Here is a 19,377-nt window from a genome sequence, read left to right on the forward strand (position 1 = left end):
CCAAGAACTTGAACTGTTTCCGCCCGTTCAATTGCCGGGCGTATACAGTTTGCCGCCGACGACCGGCTGGCTGACACCGGTGGTACCCGGAAATGTGGTCGGCAGGCCAGCCTTCAGACGCGCGCCCAGAAACGCCATTGCCTGGGCTTCCAGGGCATCGCCGTCAATCCCGTAATCGTCCGCCGAAACAATCTGTCCCGCAAGACGGTCCGAGAGGGCCTTCATCAGAACCGGATTGTGCCGGCCACCACCGCAGACCAGCCAAAGCCCGGGAACCCGCGGCAAGAGTTTCTCCGAACTGGCGATCGCTTCGGCGGTGAAGGCAAGCAGCGTTGCGGCACCGTCTTCAAGACTGAGGCCTTCGGCAAACGCACCGGAAAAACTGTAGCGGTCGAGTGACTTCGGGCCCGGCTCGGCCAGAAACGGATGGGCCATTGCAGAGCGCAAGCGCTCTTCGTCGATTTTTCCCCTGGCCGAAATCTCACCGCCGGCGTCATACTCGCCCGCGCCATGGTTGCGGATCCAGTCGTCCAGAAACGCGTTGCCCGGGCCGATGTCGAAGGCGAGCAGCCGGTCGCCTTCAATATAGGTAAGGTTGGAAACCCCTCCGACATTGAGGAAACAGAGTGGCTCAAGGTCTTCGCCAACCAGCGTCTTGGCAAGCGCCTGGTGATAGACGGGCACCAGCGGTGCCCCCTGTCCTCCGTCCGCCATATCGGCCAGACGCACATCGCCGATCACCGGCACGTTCAGATCCGTTGCCAGGGTCTGCGGATCACCCAGTTGAACCGTTTCACCCTTGCCCGGGTCGTGCCATACGGTCTGGCCGTGAAACACCACAGCGTCGGGCGACAGGTCATGCCTTGCCAGAAAGGCCAGGATCGCTTCGGCATGGTCGCGCGTGACGGCGGCGGTTATCTCCGGCCAGCTTTCCCGCCCGGTGCCCTTGCGCGCAGCAGCGTCCAGCACCCGTCGCTTGGTCTCGGGCCGATAGCTTGCGGTTTCCGCCGGCCCAAACCGGGCAACCGTCCGCCCGTCGGTTTCGATCCAGGCCAGATCGATGCCGTCGGCGGAGGTGCCGGATATGGTGCCCAGGATGGAGTAGATGCCACTCACAGGCTTTCCTGAACTGCCTTGAGCCCGGCTTCTGCGATGTCGAAGAGTTCGTTCACCTGTGTTTCGGTAATGATCAGCGGGGGACAGAAAGCCATGGCATCCAGCATGTTGCGCGATATCAGCCCCTTGTCATGGAACACCGCATTGGTTTTTGCGCCGAGCGCACCGGGTGTTGCCGCGAGGGCCTCATGCTTGAGTTCCGCCGCACCGATCAGCCCGATGCCGCGAGTCTCGATCACCAGCGGGTTTTCCGCAAGACCGGCAAGTCGTTTCTGGAAGATTGGCGCAATGGCTTTGACATGGCCGACCAGATCGCGTTCCTCGATGATCTTCAGGTTCTCCAGCGCAACGGCGGCTGCCACCGGATGTCCGCTGCCTGTATAGCCATGGCCGAGAACGCCGATCTTGTGGCTTTCGTCGGCTATCGGCTGATAGACGGTGTCATTGATCAGCAACGCGGAAATTGGCTGATAGGATGACGACAAAGCCTTTGAGAGCGTCATCATGTCCGGCTGAAGATTGTAGGTTTCGGTGCCGAACATGTTGCCGGTCCGGCCAAAGCCGCAGATCACCTCATCGGCGACGAAGAGAATTTCATATTTCTTGAGGATCGGCTGGACCGCTTCCCAGTATCCGTCCGGCGGCACGACCACACCGCCCGCCCCCATCACAGGCTCGGCGAAGAAGGCGGCAATCGTTTCAGGGCCTTCGGCGAGGATTAGGTCTTCCAGATCCTGGGCACAGCGCTTTGCGAAATCGGCCTCGCTCTCACCGTCCTTTTTCATGGTGCGGTAATGCGGACAGGTGGTGTGCAGGATCTGCGGCAGTGGCAGGTCGAAGGAACGATGGTTGTTGGGCAGGCCCGTTAGACTGGCCGAAGCGACCGTCACGCCATGATAGCCGCGCACGCGCGAGATGATCTTCTTGCGTTCCGGCTGCCCAAGGGCGTTCGACCGGTACCAGATCAGCTTGATCGCCGTGTCGTTGGCTTCGGAACCGGAGTTGGTGAAATAGGCCTTCGACATCGGCACGGGTGCCATCTCGACCAGCTTTTCCGCCAGTTCGATGGAGGGCCCGTGGGTCTTGTAGGTGAAGGTGTGGTAGTAGGGCAGCTTCTCCATCTGCCGGGCAGCTGCCTCGACCAGGCGCTTTTCGCCAAAGCCGACGGCAACGCTCCAGAGACCAGCCATGCCTTCGATGTAGCGCTTGCCGTTGATATCCTCGACGTAGATGCCTTCGCCCTTCTCTATCACCAATGCGCCTGTCTCTTCCTGACGGCGGGCGTCGGCATAGGAATGGAGCTGAAATGCCGTGTCACGGGCTTCAAGGGAATTCGGCAGCTGTGCCATGAAGGGTCTCGTCTCGAATGCGGTTGGAAAGATCTTGCCGCAGGCGACTCAAATGTTCCTGCGCGGTGCCGCACACGGTAGGACATACCCTGGCAAAATTGAAGAGACTGACTGGGACGATTTTTGCCCTGAGGCAAGGCAAGAAACAGTGGCAGACTGTCCGGACCACCCAGGGCGAAGGCCTCTGCATAATGCTGATTGTCCTGTGAGAGACGTCACAGGCCTTCAAGGTCTCGTCCGGCTATGGTCTTCCTGTCCGCAGAAACGGGCACACCGCCTGCCGAAGCAACCCTCGAGCTGATGGCAGGTGGACCAAACGGGCGGAGGCAGAAAGCTTCCGCCCGTGCGCTTTTGACCAAGCCTGCAATCGCGGATCGCAAGGTTCAGTCCGCTACAGACGCCTCGTGCTGTTTCGGAATGGCTTCGTCCGCCGTCCACAATGCGACCTCCAGTTCCTGCACGCGGCCCCTGATTACCACGGCTTCCATGCGCGGCGGCTCGTCCAAGACCACCCCGGACGACCGGGCGGCAGCCATCAGGGCAGTGGACAGGACGATCGATGCACCACGCGCCTTGCCGACCTCCATCAACCTGCTGGCCACGTTGACGCAATCGCCGGTCGCGGCGATCTGTTGCTGGTTTTCATGGCCGAGGCGCGACAGCACCACCGGACCGAAGTGGCCGCCAAGACGCACGTCGCGAATATCGGCGTTGAGGCCGGAGGCCAGGATCCAGTCCCGGACCGCGCCAACAAGGTCGAAGGCGCAGCGGCAGGCATCCGCCGCATCCCGCGGCGCGGCGTCCGGAATTCCAAAACCGATCATGGCGCCATCGCCCATGAAGTCCAGCACAAGGCCCTTGTTGCGCGCGGCCTCGTTGACGACCAGCGTATGAAAGGCCTTCAGAACATCCCGGGTGCGCGAGGGGCCCAGTTTTTCCGAAAGGGCGGTATAGCCGGACAGATCGATGAACAGGATGGCAACCGGCTGCTCGCGCGGGACCAGCAGGAAACCGGGATCGTCGGCAATGCGACGGGCCAAATCCGGTGCCTGGAACCGGCTTAGTGCCTCGCGGGCCGCCACCAGCCGGCGCACCCGAAACCACTCGAAGCCCTCTCGCAGCACCGCCAGTGCCACGACAGGTGGGACGCTTGCCGCAATCGGCAGAGCGGCGTTGAACCAGATAGCCTGGTTGAAACAAATGACAACAACAGTCAGCCAGCCCAGGAGGAGCAGCAAATAGACGATGGTTGCGCTGGCCAGTGGCAGAAACACGATGGCGACCATGCCGAGCAGCGTGATGGAGGCCGCCGCAAGAGCATCGAAACCGCGGATACGGCTGTCACGCAGAAGCACCGAGCCGTCGAGCAGATTGGCTATTCCCGTCGACAGGACTTCCACCCCGGGCAGGATCGGATCGAACGGCGTGGAGAACCGGTCGCCAACACCCGTTGCCGTGACACCCAGAAGAACCAGACGTCCGTCAAGAGCAGCCTTGGCTGACGCTTCACCATTGAGAAGCGTTTGCGCGCTGATTGTCGTGACGCTGCCGCTCTTGCCGTAGTAGTTCAATGGCTGTTGCCATCGCAGATCCAGCGGCTGCACACGGCTTTCGATTCGGATACCTTCCGCCGTCACGGAAGGGGCGGTGCCCAGAAACCTGGTGATGGCCTGCATGCCGAAGGATGGTGCAAGTCCCTCTTCGGTCTTGAAAATCAAGGGGATGTGGCGCGGTGTGCCGCCGGCATCGGTCGCCACATTGACAAGCCCGACACTGGCCGCTTCGGCAAAGGCTTCAAGTGGCCGCAACTCGGTTTCCGGGGCCGGCACCAGCACTGTTACCGCCTTTTCAAGCGGGAACTGGCCACCGGCCGCAATGACTGTGGGCAGCGAGGCAAGCGCCGCGGCAAGTCTGGCGTCGGCGTCTTCAGTCGATTTGCCCATGAGCAGGATGTCGATGGCCAGCGCCTTGGCACCGGCGTCCCGGATCTGCTCGACCAGCCTTGTCAGCAAGGCACGGTCGACCGGGTAGTGACCGGCCGTGGCAACCGTCGCATCGTCGATGGCCACGATCACCACGTTCAGCGGCGCTTCGCGCGGTCCCTTGATCTGGATGCGAAGATCCAGAAGCACCGTCTCCAGCCGGTCCAGCACGCTGGCCCGTCCCGCGACATGGTTCAGCGCCAGGGAGCCCGCCCACAAGACGCCCCCCAGCATCGCAAGGATCACGAGACCGACGTAGAGCTTCAGTTTCATTGACCGAAACGGGACAAAAGCCCTGCAGCCCTTTCCGCCGACCACGTTGCTGGTGCGAAGGGAAGGCCGGGAGCAACGTCCGCGCCTTCACCTGCCGCCAGCAGAACCGTGTCGGAGCCGTCCGGTCGGGAGACCGACACATGACCGCGCACCACGAAGACAGATGTGCGCTCCGGCCCGACATCGACCGCGTAGATCGTGCCGCGCACGGCGGCGATGGCGTGGGGTGTCCGCACCTGGAAGGGGCCGCTGTCCGGTTCGACTTCGATCAGCACCGCGTCGGCGTCGACATCGACTTCCTCCGGACGAGGAGTGCCGGCGGCGGTGTCGATATTGAAGGCACCGGCAGCTTCGGCTTCAATCACGAGGCCGTTTGCGCACTGATAGACGACCCTTGGTGGATCCTGGACTTCCGTTCGCTCGCAGCCGTTCACATCCTGCGCCATGGCCGCGGCGGAAGCTGCGAACATGAACCAGATCAGGGTTCCGGCCATTTTCAATCGTCGTGTTGACATTGCAATCCCAATAGGCTTGTCAATTTTAAGTAAGGCATCACCGTGAAATACTACCATGGTATGACACGGCAAGCGTTGTAACCACCGTTGTACTGGTGCTCGCATCACGTGAGAAAGAGAGAATATGGCTGCAGACGAGAGTTTGAATAAGGAAAAGCTCCTGGGACAGAGCTTTATTTTCCAAGCGCTGGACGAGGAGAGTCGCAAGGATCTTGCCGCATTCGCCCATATCAAGCGCTACACCACAGGCGATGTCATCTTCGACATGGGAACGCCGGGGCAAAGCATGATGGCGATTGCGGAAGGTTCGGTGCGTGTCAGCATGCCGACACCCAGCGCCCGCGACGTCACCTTGTCGGAACTGCATCCGGGTGACGTCTTCGGTGAAATCGCCCTGCTTGACGGTGGCGAACGGTCTGCAAACGTGCGGGCTCTGACCAACTGCAAGCTGGTTGTTCTCGAGCGCCGGTCTCTGCTTGAAGTGCTCAATCGCGACCCCGCTCTTTCCATCCGACTGATCGAATTGCTTTGCCAGCGGGTGCGACGGTCGGACGAGCGCATGATGGAAATCGGCTTTCTTGGTCTGCCGGAACGTCTGGCCCGCCTGTTGCTCCGCATCACCGTGACTGCTCCCGGCACCGAGGAAAAACCGCTGACGAAGCTGTCGCTTTCCCAGTCGGAAATCGCCGAAATGATCGGCAATACGCGAGAGACCGTGAACCGGTGCCTGCGCAAGTTCCAGAAAGCAGATCTGATCGACCTGAAGGACGGCTGGCTCATTATCCGCAACCGGGAAGGCCTGGAGGATGTTGCTGACAGCGTATGAGCCTTGCGGGAACGAACGCTCATCCGCAAGCCTGATGCGCGCCCTGTTCCTTCGACGCTTCATGTCGGGGCAGTGTCGCGTGTCACAGGTCCAGGCGGAAGATCTCTCCTAGGTAAGGGGTACCGGCGAACACCGCTTCGCCATCACCAAGCCAAAGGGAGATCCCGATGTTCAGGAAAACCATCTTCACCGCCGTTGCCGCCGCAGCTCTGGCAACAACGGCATTTGCGCCGGCAGCCATTGCCGGAGGTTATGGTAACAAGCACGGAAGCGGATATAAGCATCAGTGGGCCTTCGGCGCACGCGATGCGGTCGTGACGCGGCACATCGATTGGTGCTTCGGCCGCTATAATTCCTATCGGGTATCCGACAACACGTTCCAGTCAGGCCAGGGTTCGCGCCTGCAATGTTCTTCGCCCTTCATTCGCCGCTGACCGGTAACCGGAATACGGCATTGCCGGCGGGACAGGCGGAGCAAGGACATTGTCTTTCAACTCGGCGCTGCCCGCCGGAAACCACGGGTGAGCACACTCTGGTTCAGATGCCCTGTTCGTCAAGGAAACGGCGGATGGCCTCGAGGCAAACCTGCCAGGCAGGTTCCTGGTCGACCAGAATGTGATTGCGGCTTTCCAGTGCAACGAATTGCGCGCCCGGAATGCCGGCGGCGACGGCCTGGCCAAGTTCCAGCGGAATGCGCTGATCATATCTGGAATGCAGCACGATGGTCGGCGCCTTCACCTGCCCAAGCCGGTGCCGGACATCGATATGACCGAAGGCATCCTGAAACCGTGCCGCGTTTCTCGGTGAAGTTGTCTGTCGCTGGAAATCGTCGAACCAGTTCAGGGTTTCGGCGCTGGCATCCGGCATGAAGGTTTGCGAGAAAATATGCCGGTAGGCCGGATTGTCCGTACCCCAGCCGAGCTCCGTCAACTTTATCACCGCTTCGCGCCGCGCCTGTTCCTCGGGCGATGCGAGATACCGCCAGCCAGCGGCGTAACCGCTGATCAGGATCAGCCCGGACACGCGTTCGGGATGGCGGACCGCATATTCGACCGACACGGCACAACCCTGCGAAATACCCACCAGCGGAAACCGCTCCAGCCCGAGTGTGTCGGCAACTGCCTCCAGATCCTCAACGAAGGCTTCAAAACTGAGATCCTGGACATCCCAGTCGGACAGGCCGCACCCGCGCTCGTCATACCGGATGAACGTGCGACCGCGCGAAAGTTCGGCGAAACTCCTGCCCCAGATCGGGCTCGACCAGTCGAATTCCAGGTGATTCAACCAGTTTGCCGCTTTCAGGACCGGCGGGCCGGAACCGATGCTGGCATAGGCGATCTTGGTACCGTCGGCCACGTCACAGAAACCGATATTCTGAGCTCTCAACGCATGCGCGCGGGCCTTTCGAACCCGGTGTTCCGGCTCTGCCGAACTCGTGTCGGCAAGCGCGGCATCATAGGGGCGCGCGCCTGCGGACGAGAGTTGCGACGCTGGGCCCGCGGCTTCGGCACCGGTCCATCTCTGTCCGTGTGTCTCTGCGCCCTCCGGGTCGGCTTCCTGCCACAGGCGCATCCATTTGCGGCGTGCTGCCGGGCCAACTTCCGAATGGATGGCCAGGCGCCGGTACACTTCCACCTGGGCCAGATGAACGTCTTCCCGCTCTGCCGTCAGCCAGGCGTCGAATGCCTCGTCCCCGGCACCGTCGAGCCCGTCCAGCAGCATGTTGCCAAGCCGCGTGGCCATATCTTCAAGTTCGTTGACGGACAGCATTCCGGCCTGATCGCGGAGCCTTGCATGAATATCGAGAATATCAACGCCGATACCCTCGGCATCGAATTGAACGCGTTCGCGATCGGCGATGATGCGCAAGCGGTCGGGAGTATCGACCGCACGGCGCAGCTTGCTCAGCGCCCAGCGCAGCGCCGCTTTCGGATCGTCCGGTAGATCCCAGAACAATTCGCACAACCGTTCGCGCCGATGGGGCCGTCCGGTCGCGACCAGAAAAGCCAGAAGCGCCCGCGCCTTCCTGGAGGCCGGCAGACCGATTTCCTGCCCCATCGCCCTGACGCGCAGTTCTCCGAGGAGCGAAATTTCCAGCGTCTGGGACATATATGTCTCTGAACTCACATTGAAAAAACACTCCGCGTCTTTGTAGCATCTAAAGGAAGGCCGACACAATAAACACGCCCGGATCAGGCCCTCCCCGACGTGTGCGGGCTTTTCTCTTTCCTGATCAACCGGGAATCTGACATTGGCGACACAGGGCGCTTGCCCGAAAAATTATCTGACCACCGCTAAAATGATCCAAAAGCGAGGCCAAAACGAATTAATATTGCTGAGTGGGATGTTTTGAAAAATTCTTTTCAGAGAAACATGAAATACGCCTTGTTTTGAACACGGTTTCAACTTAGGTACTCGTCATCGATATTGTTTGTCGAACTTTGTGACTGCGCGGACTTCCGCGTTCTGAACGATCTTCCCATCAACGTCGACCTAACCGCGCTGCCCCGCCTACCGTGAGGCGCGCAAACTATCATGACCGATTGAAAGGAAATCGTTATGGCCGTAGGAACCGTTAAATTCTTCAACTCCACCAAAGGCTTTGGCTTCATTCAGCCGGAAGATGGCGCTGCCGACGTGTTCGTGCACATCTCCGCTGTAGAGCGCGCTGGCATGCGCGGCCTGGTCGAAGGCCAGAAGGTGAGCTTTGAAGTTGTCCAGGACCGCCGCTCCGGCAAGTCCGCTGCTGACAACCTTCAGGAAGTCTAATTCCGCATCCAACTCTGTTCGGTGACCACGGATGTACTGGCACCGGGCGGCAGGATGAATAGAAAAGGCCGGGGTAACTCCCGGCCTTTTTTGCAATTACCACCATCTATCGGTTGGAGACGTGCAGATGACTTCCACAAAGGACAATGAAAGCCCGCTTCGGACACGGAGGGAAACTGCGGAAAGCAAGGCGGAAACGACCCGGCGCATTGCGCGCGAAATCAACGAGGCCGAGGCATCGGCCCGGGACGCCAAGACAGCCCGCCTGAAAGCTGCAAGACTGGCCAACCAGGACCAGAAAGCTGCCATTGCCACGAGCAAGGCAGCCCCGGCAAAGACGCGCAAGCGCGCACGCCCCAAGGCCTGACAGACGGCCTTCATTCCTCTTTTCCTCAGGGATTTATCCAACAGGTCTCGCCGGCGACGGATATCGCCGGCTGCAATGGCCACGACAGGCATTCAATGTGCCCCAGCCCCGGACGGCTGTCCGCTTTATCAATCCAGCCCGCAAGACCATGGCGTGCCGTCAGGCCATCGCCAGCTTCGTGATCAGCGCAGACGCCTTGCAGCCTGGTAGCAGTTCAAACGCAACGAGGTCCACCCATGTCCCGGGTATCCGGTCAAACTTGCCGGCAGCCGCCTGGCAAGCGTTGAGCGATGCTCAACGGGTCGGCAGAACAGGTGCCACAGGAGACTATCGGTGGCTCGTACCGAACGTTCTTTCAAGCAGTGCCGAATTTGAGCCTGCCGCAGCTTCGCCAACCGCTTCCAGCTGATCCTGCCTGGTCATGCGCTCATAGGCTTCCCCATCGGACTGAATGCGATATTGCGGCACGCCATCCCTGGCCGGCAACCTTCCCGTGACACGATAGGTCAGGCCCGAGGTGCCCTTGCCGCCGAACACGTTTTTCAGGCGCACGGCCTGCCCGATCCTGAAGCTGTGATCCGGCGAGCCGCCCGAGGGTTTGCTTGTAGCGCTGTTTGAGACCGTCTTCTTGGCCATGATATCTGGATTTCCTTTGTCTTCAGAGAATTCACCGGCGAGGACCCGGCACTGGAAGCGCCGGCATCGTCAGAACCTGTGACCAGTTGTCAAACCGGCGTTCAAGCCGTTGCTTCTGCAACCTTTTTTGATCTGACGAAGCAAACTGTGTCTGGGCCTGCAGCCGGCAGCCGGCAGCAGCAGCATCAAACTTGTTCCAGCCGGTTCCAGCGGCCGACAAGTATCGCGGGACCGTGCGCCTCGACGCCGACACCACCGACATCGCCACGATACGCTTATAAAGTTTGTATTTTCATGACAAAACGGGCAAGAACGTCAATATATCTTATAGTTTCTGCCGATTTTTTCTTAAATTCAGAATACACAACTCAGAATAAGAATCAAATAACAAAATATTTTTCAGATTTTTATTTCGAATAATTCTTGTCTTGCATCGATCAAAATCGACCGCTCGAATTCAATTCACTTGTATCCGAATGGTTTCCCAATTCAGCTTTCCCGGGGCAGACAAACCTCACGGCCAACCGGCTAACACAGGTCCGATTGGCAGGGCCATCCTGCCGTCCGCTCCCGCGGATTGCAGATCTGTCTCAGCATTTGGTCGATTGCACCTGCGCCTTGGCCGAGGCAGACCCGATCTGCCCTTTAAGCGCCTTTTCAATCATGGCTATGCCGATCTTCTTCATTTGCATCATGGCGACGAAGGCAAGCTTTGCTTCAGCACCTCCAACCGTCATGGCGTCGATGAGCTTTCGCGGTGAAAACCAGCCACGAAACACCCCGTTTGTCTGTGCACCGGCCGCACATACTCTCCTGGCCGCAATTGCCGACAACAGTGTTCCAGCTGGTTTCAATTTCTACCTGGGTGCCTGTGGCGAGAAGAAACGAGAAGGTCTCGCCCTGATTGAAACAGACGTCGCCGCCCGGGTGTTCTTTTCGAGCATCAGGCAATCTCTGTTTCACGGGTGCGTCTTGCGTTAGCTCCTGCAAAAAGAGTGGTGTCTCAATCGGCTTTCGCGAAGTGCGCCACCTGGTCGGCATGGGCCTTTTTGAACGCCGGTCGTTCGGTGATCCGCGTTACATAGGCTTCCGTTGCAGGGCGGCTTCCGAAAGCACGAACCTTCTCGACACGCAGCACATCCGCCATCATCAGGTCCGCGACCGTGAAGCGGCCAGCCGCCAGCCATTCCCGCTCCTTGAGAACGGTTTCCATGTGGGCAAGGCGGCTTTCGAACCATCCGGTCAGATTGTTTTCCTTCGCACCGGTGACTTCCAGGAACCACCAGGGGACCGAAACCATCTCGACCGAATTGAGCGCGGCGATTGTCCATTGCAGCGTCTGGGACTCACCGACAGGATCAGTCGGCATGAGCTTTTCGCTCTTGCGGGCCAGGTGCAGCAGCCCGGCACCGCTCTCGAATATCTCAAGCTCGCCATCGGTCAGGAAAGGAACCTGGCCGAACGGTTGCCGTGCATAATGGCCGGCTTCCCTGTCGCTGAAGGGCACCGTTTGAACCGAGTATGCAAGCCCCGCTTCTTCACACGCCCATCTCAGTCGAAAATCGCGCACGAAGCCGCGGACGCCATCAGGTACCCAATCATAAGTCCAGACGATCAGCTCGCTCATTTTCCAGCCTCCAGATAGGTTTGCAGCTCGCCGACCCAGCCTGTCCAACCAGCGGTGTGGCTGTTGATCGCTTCCTCGTTGGGGAGACGCTCATGTTTCAGGGTCAATTTCATGCCAATGTCGATTGGTTGAAGCAGGATCGTCACCTGTGACTCCCATTCGGGTCGGCCGGGCCACTGCCAAGTGAAGACGACCTTCTCGTTTGGGATGACTTCGCGATAGATACCGGTTGGGTTGTGTTCTGAGCCATCCATCAGGCGAAAAACGATGCTGTAGCGGCCACCGGGCCGGAGGTCAGTTTCAGCCCGGATGGCAGGCCCGGCATCAGGCCCCCACCACTGCAATATCTGGTCGGGACGGGTTATCGCTGCATAGACCTTCTCGGGCGATGCCTTCAGCTTTCGCACGATGATTATGTCGGGGAGCCGGCTACTCATTTTCGCTGCCCTCCTCAACAAATGCCGCCAGACGATCAAGGCTGACATTCCAGAACGTTTCGTAGTGATGAAGCCACTCGACCGCTTCACGCAGCGGCTGTGCTGCAAGACTTACAGTCACGACCCGCCCGGTTTTCGTCCGTGAAATCAGTCCGGCATCCGACAAGATCGCAAGATGCTTCATCAGCCCGGGCATTTTGATCGGCAGAGGTTTTGCAAGCTCGCTGATAGACAGATCAGGTTCCGATTTCAGCCTTTCGAGAACCTGTCTCCGCGTCGGATCAGCCAAGGCAAAAAACGTGCGGTCAATGGATGTTTCATGATACTTTGCCATATAGCAAAGTTTTCAGATCGACAACATCCTGTCAATATCGAAATCACCGATCAGGGCGTTCAAACATGGTGTGGCATCGGGCAGAGCAGACTCTTGCCGATCGTTCGCCGCGCAAGGCACGAACAGCCGCATTTCCATTTCGGGTCACGTGATGGCGTAACAGCCAAAGTGATCTGACGTTCAAGATTTGGGGAGTGGCGCACCGGGGAGGATTCGAACCCCCGACCCCCAGATTCGTAGTCTGGTGCTCTATCCAGCTGAGCTACCGGTGCGTATTTGCGAAGATCTTGTCATCTCGGTTGAACCTGCCGATGACTTGTCTTGGCGCTGCGGGGCTTGCTGTGTGCCCCGGACAGGGCGCTTACCTACTGCGGTCCGGTGGGGATTGCAAGAACCTTTTTGAACTTTTTTTCAAGGAACTGTCACACAGTTCCGAAAGCCGCAAAATTCCTCAAGACTTAGCGGTGAATAAGATCGCCCCTCCCGGTCACGAACTGCGGTCAGGAACCTCGAAACAGAAACACGTGCCGGTGCGATCGTCTTCCAGACGCACCGATCCGCCATGTGCCTTGAGAAGTTCGGCGACAATCGCCAGGCCAAGACCGACACCGCCGTTTTTCGAGCCGCTGTGGAAGGCCCTGAACAGCGCCTTGCGAATGTTGTCCGGAATACCCGGCCCGGTGTCCGAGACCCGCACACGAACACAATTGCCTTCACGCTCGGCCTCCAGGGTGATCCGGCGCACCAGGGTTTCATCCTTTTCCGCCTCCAGCGCCTGAAAGGCGTTGCGGATGAGGTTGAGCAGCACGCGGAAGATCTGTTCCGGATCGGCGTCGATCTCGATGTCCGTCGGCACGTTGTTTTCGAAGCGCACCGTGGCGTGGTCCACGAGCCCCAGCACGTCCGCCACGTCATCACCGACACGCCTCAGCGCCAGCAACCGGCGCTGTGGTGCGCGCTCCTGAGCCTTGCCGTAGGACATCACCGCCTGGGTGTAACCGACCGCGCGGTCAAGGGTTGCAAGGATCTTGGGTGCAAGGCGTTTGACCGTCGGGTCCGGCACGTGCTCCAGGCGCTCGAGAAACAGTTGTGCGGAGGCCAGCAGGTTGCGCAGGTCGTGGTTGATCTTGGAAACGGCCAGACCCAGGTCGGCGAGCCTCTGCTTCTGGTGGAGCGCCCTGGACAGGGCCTCCTCCATGCCTGCCAGACGGATTTCCGCATCGCCCAGCTCGTCACGGCGGCCGGAAACCGACATGATGCGCGAGGAATCCTCCGGACTTTCGGCAAAGCGTTCCATGGAGCGCGTCAGGCGACGCAGCGGACGGATGAACAACGCCCGCAGCGTGATGTAGACAAGACTTGCCGTGATGATTGAAATCACCAGCGACAACGCCAGAATGCGGCCGGAGAAGGCCAGCATGTCCTGCTGCAGCAGGCGCACCGGCAGGACGACATCCACATGCTCGGTGTGCCCCATCTGGCCGACACCGATGATCCGCATGGCGCCCTCACCGCGATACGTCAGAATCTCGAAACTGTGCAGGATCGCGGACCACGGGGTGACCTCGGCCATGTCGACGACGAAATCCATCTCTGCCGGCACGTTGCTCATGGCGATCAGACTGCGCCGCGAACCTTCGTCGAGCGAAATCGCAAGAGCGCCGGTCGTGCGGAGCAATTCTTCCTGAAGCCGCGGGGCAATGGTGTTGGTCTCCGCCAGCACGGAGGCCGCGACCCCGGCGGTGGTCAGCCGGTCCATGAGCCAGGTGTTTCGAAAATTGGCGATCGACGGCACATAGATGAGGATTTCCGCCAGCATCACGAAGAGCACGGTCATCAACAGAAGCTTGCCGGACAGGCCGCCGAACCGATAATGCCCGAAGCCGTCGCCAGGTGAGGCCGGCGCGGTGGCGGTTTCTTGCGGGACAGCCGATCCTTGCGGCGAGCCCTCATGTTTCATGTCACGTCTTTCCAAATCCCAAGGCCCCGGCCCCGCACCCGTGATGGCACACGGCACCTCTCCAGCCGTCCGTGCCAACGGTTACCCGAACAAACGCAGGAAACCGATCACTCGTCGCAGCCAAGCATTTTTGGGCGCTTCCGCATAGTAAGAAAATGCCGCACGGCGCACGAGTTCACCGAGCGTCGGATATGGGGCGATGAAACCGGCAAGATCCTTCATGGACATCTTCTTGGACAAGGCGAGCGAAAGCAGATTGATAACCTCCCCGGCCTGGGCACCGGCGATATCGGCTCCAAGCAACCTGCCGCGCGGCCCGGCGATCAGCTTCAGCCGGCCCATCGTGAGGCCTTCGGCCTGTGCCCTGTCGTTGCCGGTGTAGTCCACCGCCAGCACCTTGACCTTGTGCCCGTAGCGCTTGCGGGCCTCGGCCGCGGTCAGGCCGACATGGCCGAGTTCGGGCGAAGTGTAGGTCACCCAGGGCACGACGTCCTCGTTCATCGCGGCAGGAAGGCGGAACAAGATGGAGCGAATCACAAGGCCCGCCTGATACCCGGCGACATGTGTAAACTGCAGTCCGCCGGCCACATCGCCGATGGCATAGACACGCCGGTTGCTCGTGCGCAATCTCTTGTCGACCGCAATACCCTTCCGGTCATGGGTGATGCCGGCCGCGTCGAGCCGGAGCCCTTCGACATTCGGTGAACGGCCGGTCGCTACCAGAAGATGCGAGGCCTCCACGCTCACCGGCGCTCCATCCGGCCCTCTAGCGCTGATCGTCAGCCCCGGGCCGGTCCGGCTCACCTTTTCGACGGCCGTTTCTTCCAGAATGTCGACGCCTTCAGCCCGCAAGGTGTCCAGCACGATGGCCGCCAGTTCCGGATCGTCCTTGCCAAGTGCCTTCTGGGCCTCGAACACGGTCACCTTCGACCCGAGGCGCCGATGGGCTTGCGCCATTTCCAGGCCAATTGGCCCGCCACCGACGATCGCCAGGTGCCCCGGCCGCTCACGCAACTGGAAAAGGGTTTCGTTGGTCAGGTAAGGGACGTCTTCAAGACCGGGTATCGGCGGGACGAAAGCGGAGGAACCGGTTGCGATGACGTAGCGCCGGGCCCGGATCCGGATCGCGCCGGCAAGCACTTCGTCCGGACCGGTGAAATTGGCCGCCTCACGCAGAACAGTGACGCCAAGGTCTTCGAAGCGTTCCTGGGAATCATGCGGTTCGATGGCGGCGATGACCTTGCGGACATGATCGTTCGCTTCGGCAAAGTCGACTTTCGGCTGGGCGCCTTGCACTCCGAACCGGCTCGCAGCTTCCTGAGCGTGCGCGGCCTTTGCCGCAGCCAGAAGCGCCTTGGAGGGAACGCAGCCGTAATTGAGACAATCTCCCCCCATCAGGCCCTTTTCGATCAGGACCACCTCGACACCGAAAGCCGCCGCAGCCGCTGCAACGGACAATCCGGCGGATCCGGCGCCAATCACGCAAATGTCCGGGGTCAGCAAGTTGGCCATGGCGGGCTCCGATTCGGCAGAAAACAGGCGGCAGATTTAACGATTGCAGATTTTTTTCAAGATCACCGGAATGAGGCTGGCAATCCCGAGAGCGAAAAAGGCCACCAGCAACTGGGGTGTGACCAGGGCAGCCACATCGATCTGGCAGGTGCCGGACGCCGCACATCCGGGGTTCGCGGCCTCCTGGGCCGCGATGACGCTGTCGAGACCGGAACCAATGAAGGTGAAGGCAAAGGTACCCGGAACGATGCCGAAAAACGTGGCGAGCGTGTAGGACGACAGCGGCATCCTGAAGATGGCGGGAGCAATGTTGACCAGCCAGAAGGGAAACACCGGTGTCAACCGCAGGAACAGGAGGTAGTGAAAGGCATCCTTGCGGAACCCTTCGGCCAGTCGCGCCAGAAAAGGCCCGGCCCGATGGGTGAGCACTTCACCGAAAGACGTCCGGGCAACCAGAAAGACGGCGCAGGCGCCGATTGTTGCCCCCAGCACCGTTGCAAACCCGCCGAGTATCCAACCAAAGAGAAAGCCTCCCGCGATGGTCAGCAGCGATGCCCCCGGAAACGACAGGGCGACAGCGACTGTATAGACTGACATATAAACAAGAATGGCGATCACCAGGTTCTGGTCGACATAACCGGCAAGGTCCTGCCGCTGCATGATCAGGTTGGACAAGGTCAGCTGCTTGTGCAGGCCAAGGGCAAAGCCAAGCACCATCAGCGCCGCGAGAACCACAACGGGAAGCCACTTCTTCAGTTTACCGGCACCCGAGCGTTCCTGAGCCTTGGCACCGGTCTGCGCCCTGTCCTTTGACGGCGTCATTCTGTTGGCCTCTCCACCCAGCATCCACTTGTCCATCAGTTCGATTTTTTCGCGCAGGACCTGCCTGCTTTTTTTGACCTGATAGGCAGATGTACCTTAAACCTCGTAAAAAGAACTGTGCCTCACTGATAAGTGACGCCCGCCGCTTTCCGCTTCACCTGTGCGTGATGGAAAGGAAAACGCAGAATCTTAGGCCTGCAAAGTTGACTTGAGGCGGCATGGCCCTTATAAGCGCGCTCGACCGGGACATGCATTCGGACCCAAGGCTGGAAAAGCCGCGCTCTACACGGCGCTTCGGGTGCTTCCTCCAAAGAATTTAAAAAATGAACAAGGGCCGCGTTCTTAGTCGCGCGGGGAAGAACAATGAAGCGTACGTATCAACCGAGCCGTCTTGTCCGCAAGCGTCGCCACGGCTTCCGCGCACGTATGGCCACCAAGACTGGCCGTCAGGTGCTTGCTCGTCGCCGCGCGAAGGGTCGCAAGAGCCTCAGCGCCTAATCGGCGATCAGCCCGCAGTGCGCCGGGTTGGCGGCGACTGCCAACACCAATCCGTCGCTATGGACACTTTGAAAAAGCGCTCCGAATTCCTGGCGGTCGCCAAAGGCGGCCGGCTGGGCCGGCGCGCTTTTGTCGTTCAGGGCTTGAAACGCGACAGCGACGACGCGTCGCGGGTGGGCTATACGGTTACAAAGAAAACCGGCAATTCGGTTATACGCAGCCGCATAAAGCGGCGGCTTCGGGCCGCCGTGGCCGAACTCATGCCCGAAGATATCCCGCAAAAGGCGGATTTTGTGCTTGTCGCCCGCGACAGCGCGCTCACTCTTCCCTTTGAAAAAATCGTTGCAGACCTTAAGTCTGGCCTGAGCCAGGTGCTGGATCCGCAAACGCCGCGCGGACGGGGAAAACCGCGCCGGCAGGGCCCGCAAGCCCAATCGACACAGCGCAGGAAACAGGGGTAAATCCAGTTGATTTCTGAAAACCGCAATACGATTCTCGCAATCGTTCTGTCCCTGATTGTTCTGCTCGGCTGGCAATATTTCGTTGCCGCGCCTCAGTTGGAACGCCAGCAGGCTGAACTTCAGGCCCAGCAGGATGCCGCCCAAAAGGTCGCGACCGGCACCGCGAACCCGGATGCGCCGCAACCGACCGCTTCGCAGGGAACAGACACCACCGCACCGGTGGCCGGGCAGCAACCCGCCTTCGCCAACCGGGAAGCCGCCATCGCTGCTTCCCAGCGCGTGACGATCGATACGCCCAGTCTGGAAGGGTCCGTCAATCTGAAAGGCGGCCGCCTCGATGATATCCGGTTGAAGGACTATCACGAGACCGTCGACAAGAGCAGCCCGACCATCGTGCTGTTCTCGCCCTCCGGAAGCCCCAAGCCCTATTACGCCGATTACGGCTGGGTCGGTGACCCGGGTGCGGATCTCGCGCTGCCCGGCCCCGATACGGTCTGGTCCATCGACGGCGAGGCGACACTGACCCCCTCGACACCGCTCACGCTGTCCTGGGACAATGGCGCCGGTCTCGTCTTCAAACGCACATTCTCGGTCGACGAAAATTACATGTTCACCGTCAACCAGTCGGTCGAAAACACCGGCAGTGACGCGGTAACGCTTTATCCCTACGGCCTGATCGCCCGCAAGGGCATGCCTGAGACCAAAGGCATCTACATCCTGCATGAAGGTCTGCTCGGCGTCTTCGGCGAAGAAGGCCTCAAGGAAGTCGATTACGACGATCTGGTGGAAGAAAGCTCCATCCGTCCTGCCAAGGTGGACCAGGGCTGGCTCGGCATCACCGACAAGTACTGGGCCGCGACGCTCATTCCGACACCGGGCCAGGAGTTCCAGCCGGGCTTCAGCCATTCCGCAACGACCGATGTCTTCCAGGCCGACTATCTCGGCAACGGTGTGACCATCGCGGGCGGCGCGACCGGCGAAACCAGCTCGTATCTGTTTGCCGGCGCCAAGGAAACCAAGCTTCTCGACGGATATGAGGAAGCACTCGGCATCGAGCGTTTCGAACTGCTGATCGACTGGGGCTGGTTCTACTTCCTCACCAAGCCGATGTTCTTTGCCATCGACTGGTTCTTCCACCTGTTCGGCAACTTCGGCGTAGCCATCCTGGTTGTGACCGTTATCGTCAAGCTGATCTTCTTCCCGCTGGCCAACAAGTCCTACGTCTCCATGAGCAAGATGAAGCTCGTGCAGCCGCAGATGACAGAAATTCGGGAGAAATATTCCGACGACCGGCAGAAGCAGCAACAGGCGCTGATGGAGCTCTACAAGAAAGAGAAGATCAATCCGCTGGCGGGCTGTCTGCCTATTGTTGTCCAGATTCCGGTGTTCTTCTCGCTCTACAAGGTGCTCTACGTCACCATTGAAATGCGCCATGCACCATTCTTTGGCTGGATCCAGGATCTTTCGGCACCGGACCCGACCACCCTCTTCAACCTGTTCGGCCTGATCCCCTGGGATCCGCCGCAGATGCTGATGCTGGGCGTCTGGCCGCTGATCATGGGCATCACCATGTTCGTCCAGATGAAGATGAACCCGGCGCCGCCCGATCCGACCCAGCAGATGATCTTCACCTGGATGCCCGTGATCTTCACCTTCATGCTGGCCTCTTTCCCGGCCGGACTGGTGATCTACTGGGCGTGGAACAACACCCTGTCCGTGACGCAGCAATATGTGATCATGCGCCGTCAGGGAGCCAAGGTGGAGCTCTGGGACAATCTGGGAGCCCTGTTCAAACGGAAAAAGCCGGCTCCCGACGACAAGGGCTGACGCAGTCCGAGCCCAAGACAAAAATGAGATGGCCCGCCATTCGGCGGGCCATTTCCATGTCGGGCA

The 19,377-nt window shown here is 60.0% G+C and carries 21 protein-coding genes and 1 tRNA gene; 7 read left to right on the forward strand and 15 right to left on the reverse strand.

The genetic code is table 11. The features are described from left to right. Positions 1-27: 27 nt before the first annotated feature. The 4 genes from ACYQ54_RS15820 to ACYQ54_RS15835 all read right to left on the reverse strand — a co-directional run bounded on the left by ACYQ54_RS15820 (position 28) and on the right by ACYQ54_RS15835 (position 5,214). Positions 28-1,116 carry an anhydro-N-acetylmuramic acid kinase gene (locus tag ACYQ54_RS15820; RefSeq protein WP_460083889.1) on the reverse strand — a complete coding sequence of 363 codons (1,089 nt, stop codon included), beginning with the start codon at positions 1,114-1,116 and terminating at the stop codon, positions 28-30. Next, positions 1,113-2,465, reverse strand: coding sequence for an aspartate aminotransferase family protein (locus tag ACYQ54_RS15825; RefSeq protein ID WP_460083891.1), 1,353 nt, complete (start codon positions 2,463-2,465; stop codon positions 1,113-1,115). Before ACYQ54_RS15825 ends, ACYQ54_RS15820 begins: the two co-directional genes overlap by 4 nt. A 383-nt stretch (positions 2,466-2,848) precedes the next feature. After that, entirely contained in the window at positions 2,849-4,720 is a 1,872-nt protein-coding gene (locus ACYQ54_RS15830; protein WP_460083893.1) for a CHASE2 domain-containing protein, read from the reverse strand. After that, a complete protein-coding gene (locus ACYQ54_RS15835) occupies positions 4,717-5,214 on the reverse strand; it encodes a FecR domain-containing protein (protein ID WP_460083895.1) in 498 nt (165 codons plus the stop codon). The genes ACYQ54_RS15830 and ACYQ54_RS15835 overlap by 4 nt, the downstream gene beginning before the upstream one ends. A 145-nt stretch (positions 5,215-5,359) precedes the next feature. On the opposite strand from ACYQ54_RS15835, the gene ACYQ54_RS15840 reads away from it, so the two are divergent. Then, positions 5,360-6,061, forward strand: coding sequence for a Crp/Fnr family transcriptional regulator (locus ACYQ54_RS15840; protein WP_460083897.1), 702 nt, complete (start codon positions 5,360-5,362; stop codon positions 6,059-6,061). A gap of 167 nt (positions 6,062-6,228) precedes the next feature. Then, positions 6,229-6,495 (forward strand): BA14K family protein, encoded by a 267-nt coding sequence (locus ACYQ54_RS15845; protein ID WP_460083899.1) that lies wholly within the window; start codon positions 6,229-6,231, stop codon positions 6,493-6,495. Positions 6,496-6,598: 103 nt separating this feature from the next. On the opposite strand, the gene ACYQ54_RS15850 is transcribed toward ACYQ54_RS15845, so the two are convergent. Further along, entirely contained in the window at positions 6,599-8,170 is a 1,572-nt protein-coding gene (locus tag ACYQ54_RS15850; RefSeq protein ID WP_460083900.1) for a bifunctional AfsR/SARP family transcriptional regulator/alpha/beta hydrolase, read from the reverse strand. A gap of 450 nt (positions 8,171-8,620) precedes the next feature. Between ACYQ54_RS15850 and ACYQ54_RS15855 the strand changes: the two genes are divergently transcribed. Both ACYQ54_RS15855 and ACYQ54_RS15860 read left to right on the forward strand, forming a co-directional pair. Beyond that, complete coding sequence (locus ACYQ54_RS15855; RefSeq protein ID WP_460083902.1) at positions 8,621-8,830, forward strand: cold-shock protein; 210 nt, start codon at positions 8,621-8,623, stop codon at positions 8,828-8,830. Positions 8,831-8,957: 127 nt separating this feature from the next. Then, positions 8,958-9,197 (forward strand): hypothetical protein, encoded by a 240-nt coding sequence (locus ACYQ54_RS15860; RefSeq protein WP_460083904.1) that lies wholly within the window; start codon positions 8,958-8,960, stop codon positions 9,195-9,197. A gap of 327 nt (positions 9,198-9,524) precedes the next feature. Here the strand turns inward: ACYQ54_RS15860 and ACYQ54_RS15865 are convergent, their stop codons facing one another. From ACYQ54_RS15865 to ACYQ54_RS15910, 10 genes are all read right to left on the reverse strand, one after another. Continuing rightward, positions 9,525-9,833 carry a hypothetical protein gene (locus ACYQ54_RS15865; RefSeq protein ID WP_460083906.1) on the reverse strand — a complete coding sequence of 103 codons (309 nt, stop codon included), beginning with the start codon at positions 9,831-9,833 and terminating at the stop codon, positions 9,525-9,527. 590 nt (positions 9,834-10,423) lie between these two features. Next, the gene (locus tag ACYQ54_RS15870) at positions 10,424-10,666 is read right to left on the reverse strand and encodes a hypothetical protein (RefSeq protein ID WP_460084879.1); all 243 of its coding nucleotides are present in this window, start codon (positions 10,664-10,666) and stop codon (positions 10,424-10,426) included. Then, on the reverse strand, positions 10,551-10,874 hold the full coding sequence (locus tag ACYQ54_RS15875) for a VOC family protein (protein ID WP_460083907.1): 324 nt from the start codon (positions 10,872-10,874) through the stop codon (positions 10,551-10,553). Before ACYQ54_RS15875 ends, ACYQ54_RS15870 begins: the two co-directional genes overlap by 116 nt. Continuing rightward, positions 10,837-11,460: a glutathione S-transferase family protein gene (locus ACYQ54_RS15880; protein ID WP_460083908.1), complete on the reverse strand. Its 624-nt coding sequence runs from the start codon at positions 11,458-11,460 to the stop codon at positions 10,837-10,839. The genes ACYQ54_RS15875 and ACYQ54_RS15880 overlap by 38 nt, the downstream gene beginning before the upstream one ends. Further along, positions 11,457-11,897 (reverse strand): SRPBCC family protein, encoded by a 441-nt coding sequence (locus ACYQ54_RS15885; protein ID WP_460083910.1) that lies wholly within the window; start codon positions 11,895-11,897, stop codon positions 11,457-11,459. Before ACYQ54_RS15885 ends, ACYQ54_RS15880 begins: the two co-directional genes overlap by 4 nt. Then, positions 11,890-12,231 carry an ArsR/SmtB family transcription factor gene (locus ACYQ54_RS15890; protein WP_460083912.1) on the reverse strand — a complete coding sequence of 114 codons (342 nt, stop codon included), beginning with the start codon at positions 12,229-12,231 and terminating at the stop codon, positions 11,890-11,892. The genes ACYQ54_RS15885 and ACYQ54_RS15890 overlap by 8 nt, the downstream gene beginning before the upstream one ends. 195 nt (positions 12,232-12,426) lie before the next feature. Continuing rightward, a tRNA-Arg gene (locus ACYQ54_RS15895) sits at positions 12,427-12,503 on the reverse strand. A gap of 215 nt (positions 12,504-12,718) precedes the next feature. Next, a complete protein-coding gene (locus ACYQ54_RS15900; RefSeq protein WP_460083914.1) occupies positions 12,719-14,191 on the reverse strand; it encodes a sensor histidine kinase in 1,473 nt (490 codons plus the stop codon). Between the two features lie 81 nt (positions 14,192-14,272). Beyond that, positions 14,273-15,703, reverse strand: coding sequence for a dihydrolipoyl dehydrogenase family protein (locus ACYQ54_RS15905; protein ID WP_460083916.1), 1,431 nt, complete (start codon positions 15,701-15,703; stop codon positions 14,273-14,275). Positions 15,704-15,739: 36 nt separating this feature from the next. Continuing rightward, the gene (locus tag ACYQ54_RS15910; protein ID WP_460083918.1) at positions 15,740-16,525 is read right to left on the reverse strand and encodes a TVP38/TMEM64 family protein; all 786 of its coding nucleotides are present in this window, start codon (positions 16,523-16,525) and stop codon (positions 15,740-15,742) included. Between the two features lie 363 nt (positions 16,526-16,888). On the opposite strand from ACYQ54_RS15910, the gene rpmH reads away from it, so the two are divergent. Genes rpmH through yidC form a run of 3 tightly spaced genes read left to right on the forward strand, consistent with a single transcriptional unit; the run spans position 16,889 to position 19,311 of the window. Further along, positions 16,889-17,023 carry a 50S ribosomal protein L34 gene (rpmH, locus tag ACYQ54_RS15915; protein ID WP_460083920.1) on the forward strand — a complete coding sequence of 45 codons (135 nt, stop codon included), beginning with the start codon at positions 16,889-16,891 and terminating at the stop codon, positions 17,021-17,023. Positions 17,024-17,082: 59 nt separating this feature from the next. Beyond that, the gene (rnpA, locus tag ACYQ54_RS15920; protein WP_460083922.1) at positions 17,083-17,484 is read left to right on the forward strand and encodes a ribonuclease P protein component; all 402 of its coding nucleotides are present in this window, start codon (positions 17,083-17,085) and stop codon (positions 17,482-17,484) included. A gap of 6 nt (positions 17,485-17,490) precedes the next feature. Then, positions 17,491-19,311 carry a membrane protein insertase YidC gene (gene yidC / locus ACYQ54_RS15925; protein WP_460083924.1) on the forward strand — a complete coding sequence of 607 codons (1,821 nt, stop codon included), beginning with the start codon at positions 17,491-17,493 and terminating at the stop codon, positions 19,309-19,311. The last annotated feature ends 66 nt before the right edge of the window (positions 19,312-19,377 follow it).

The organism is Roseibium sp. LAB1, from assembly GCF_054658235.1.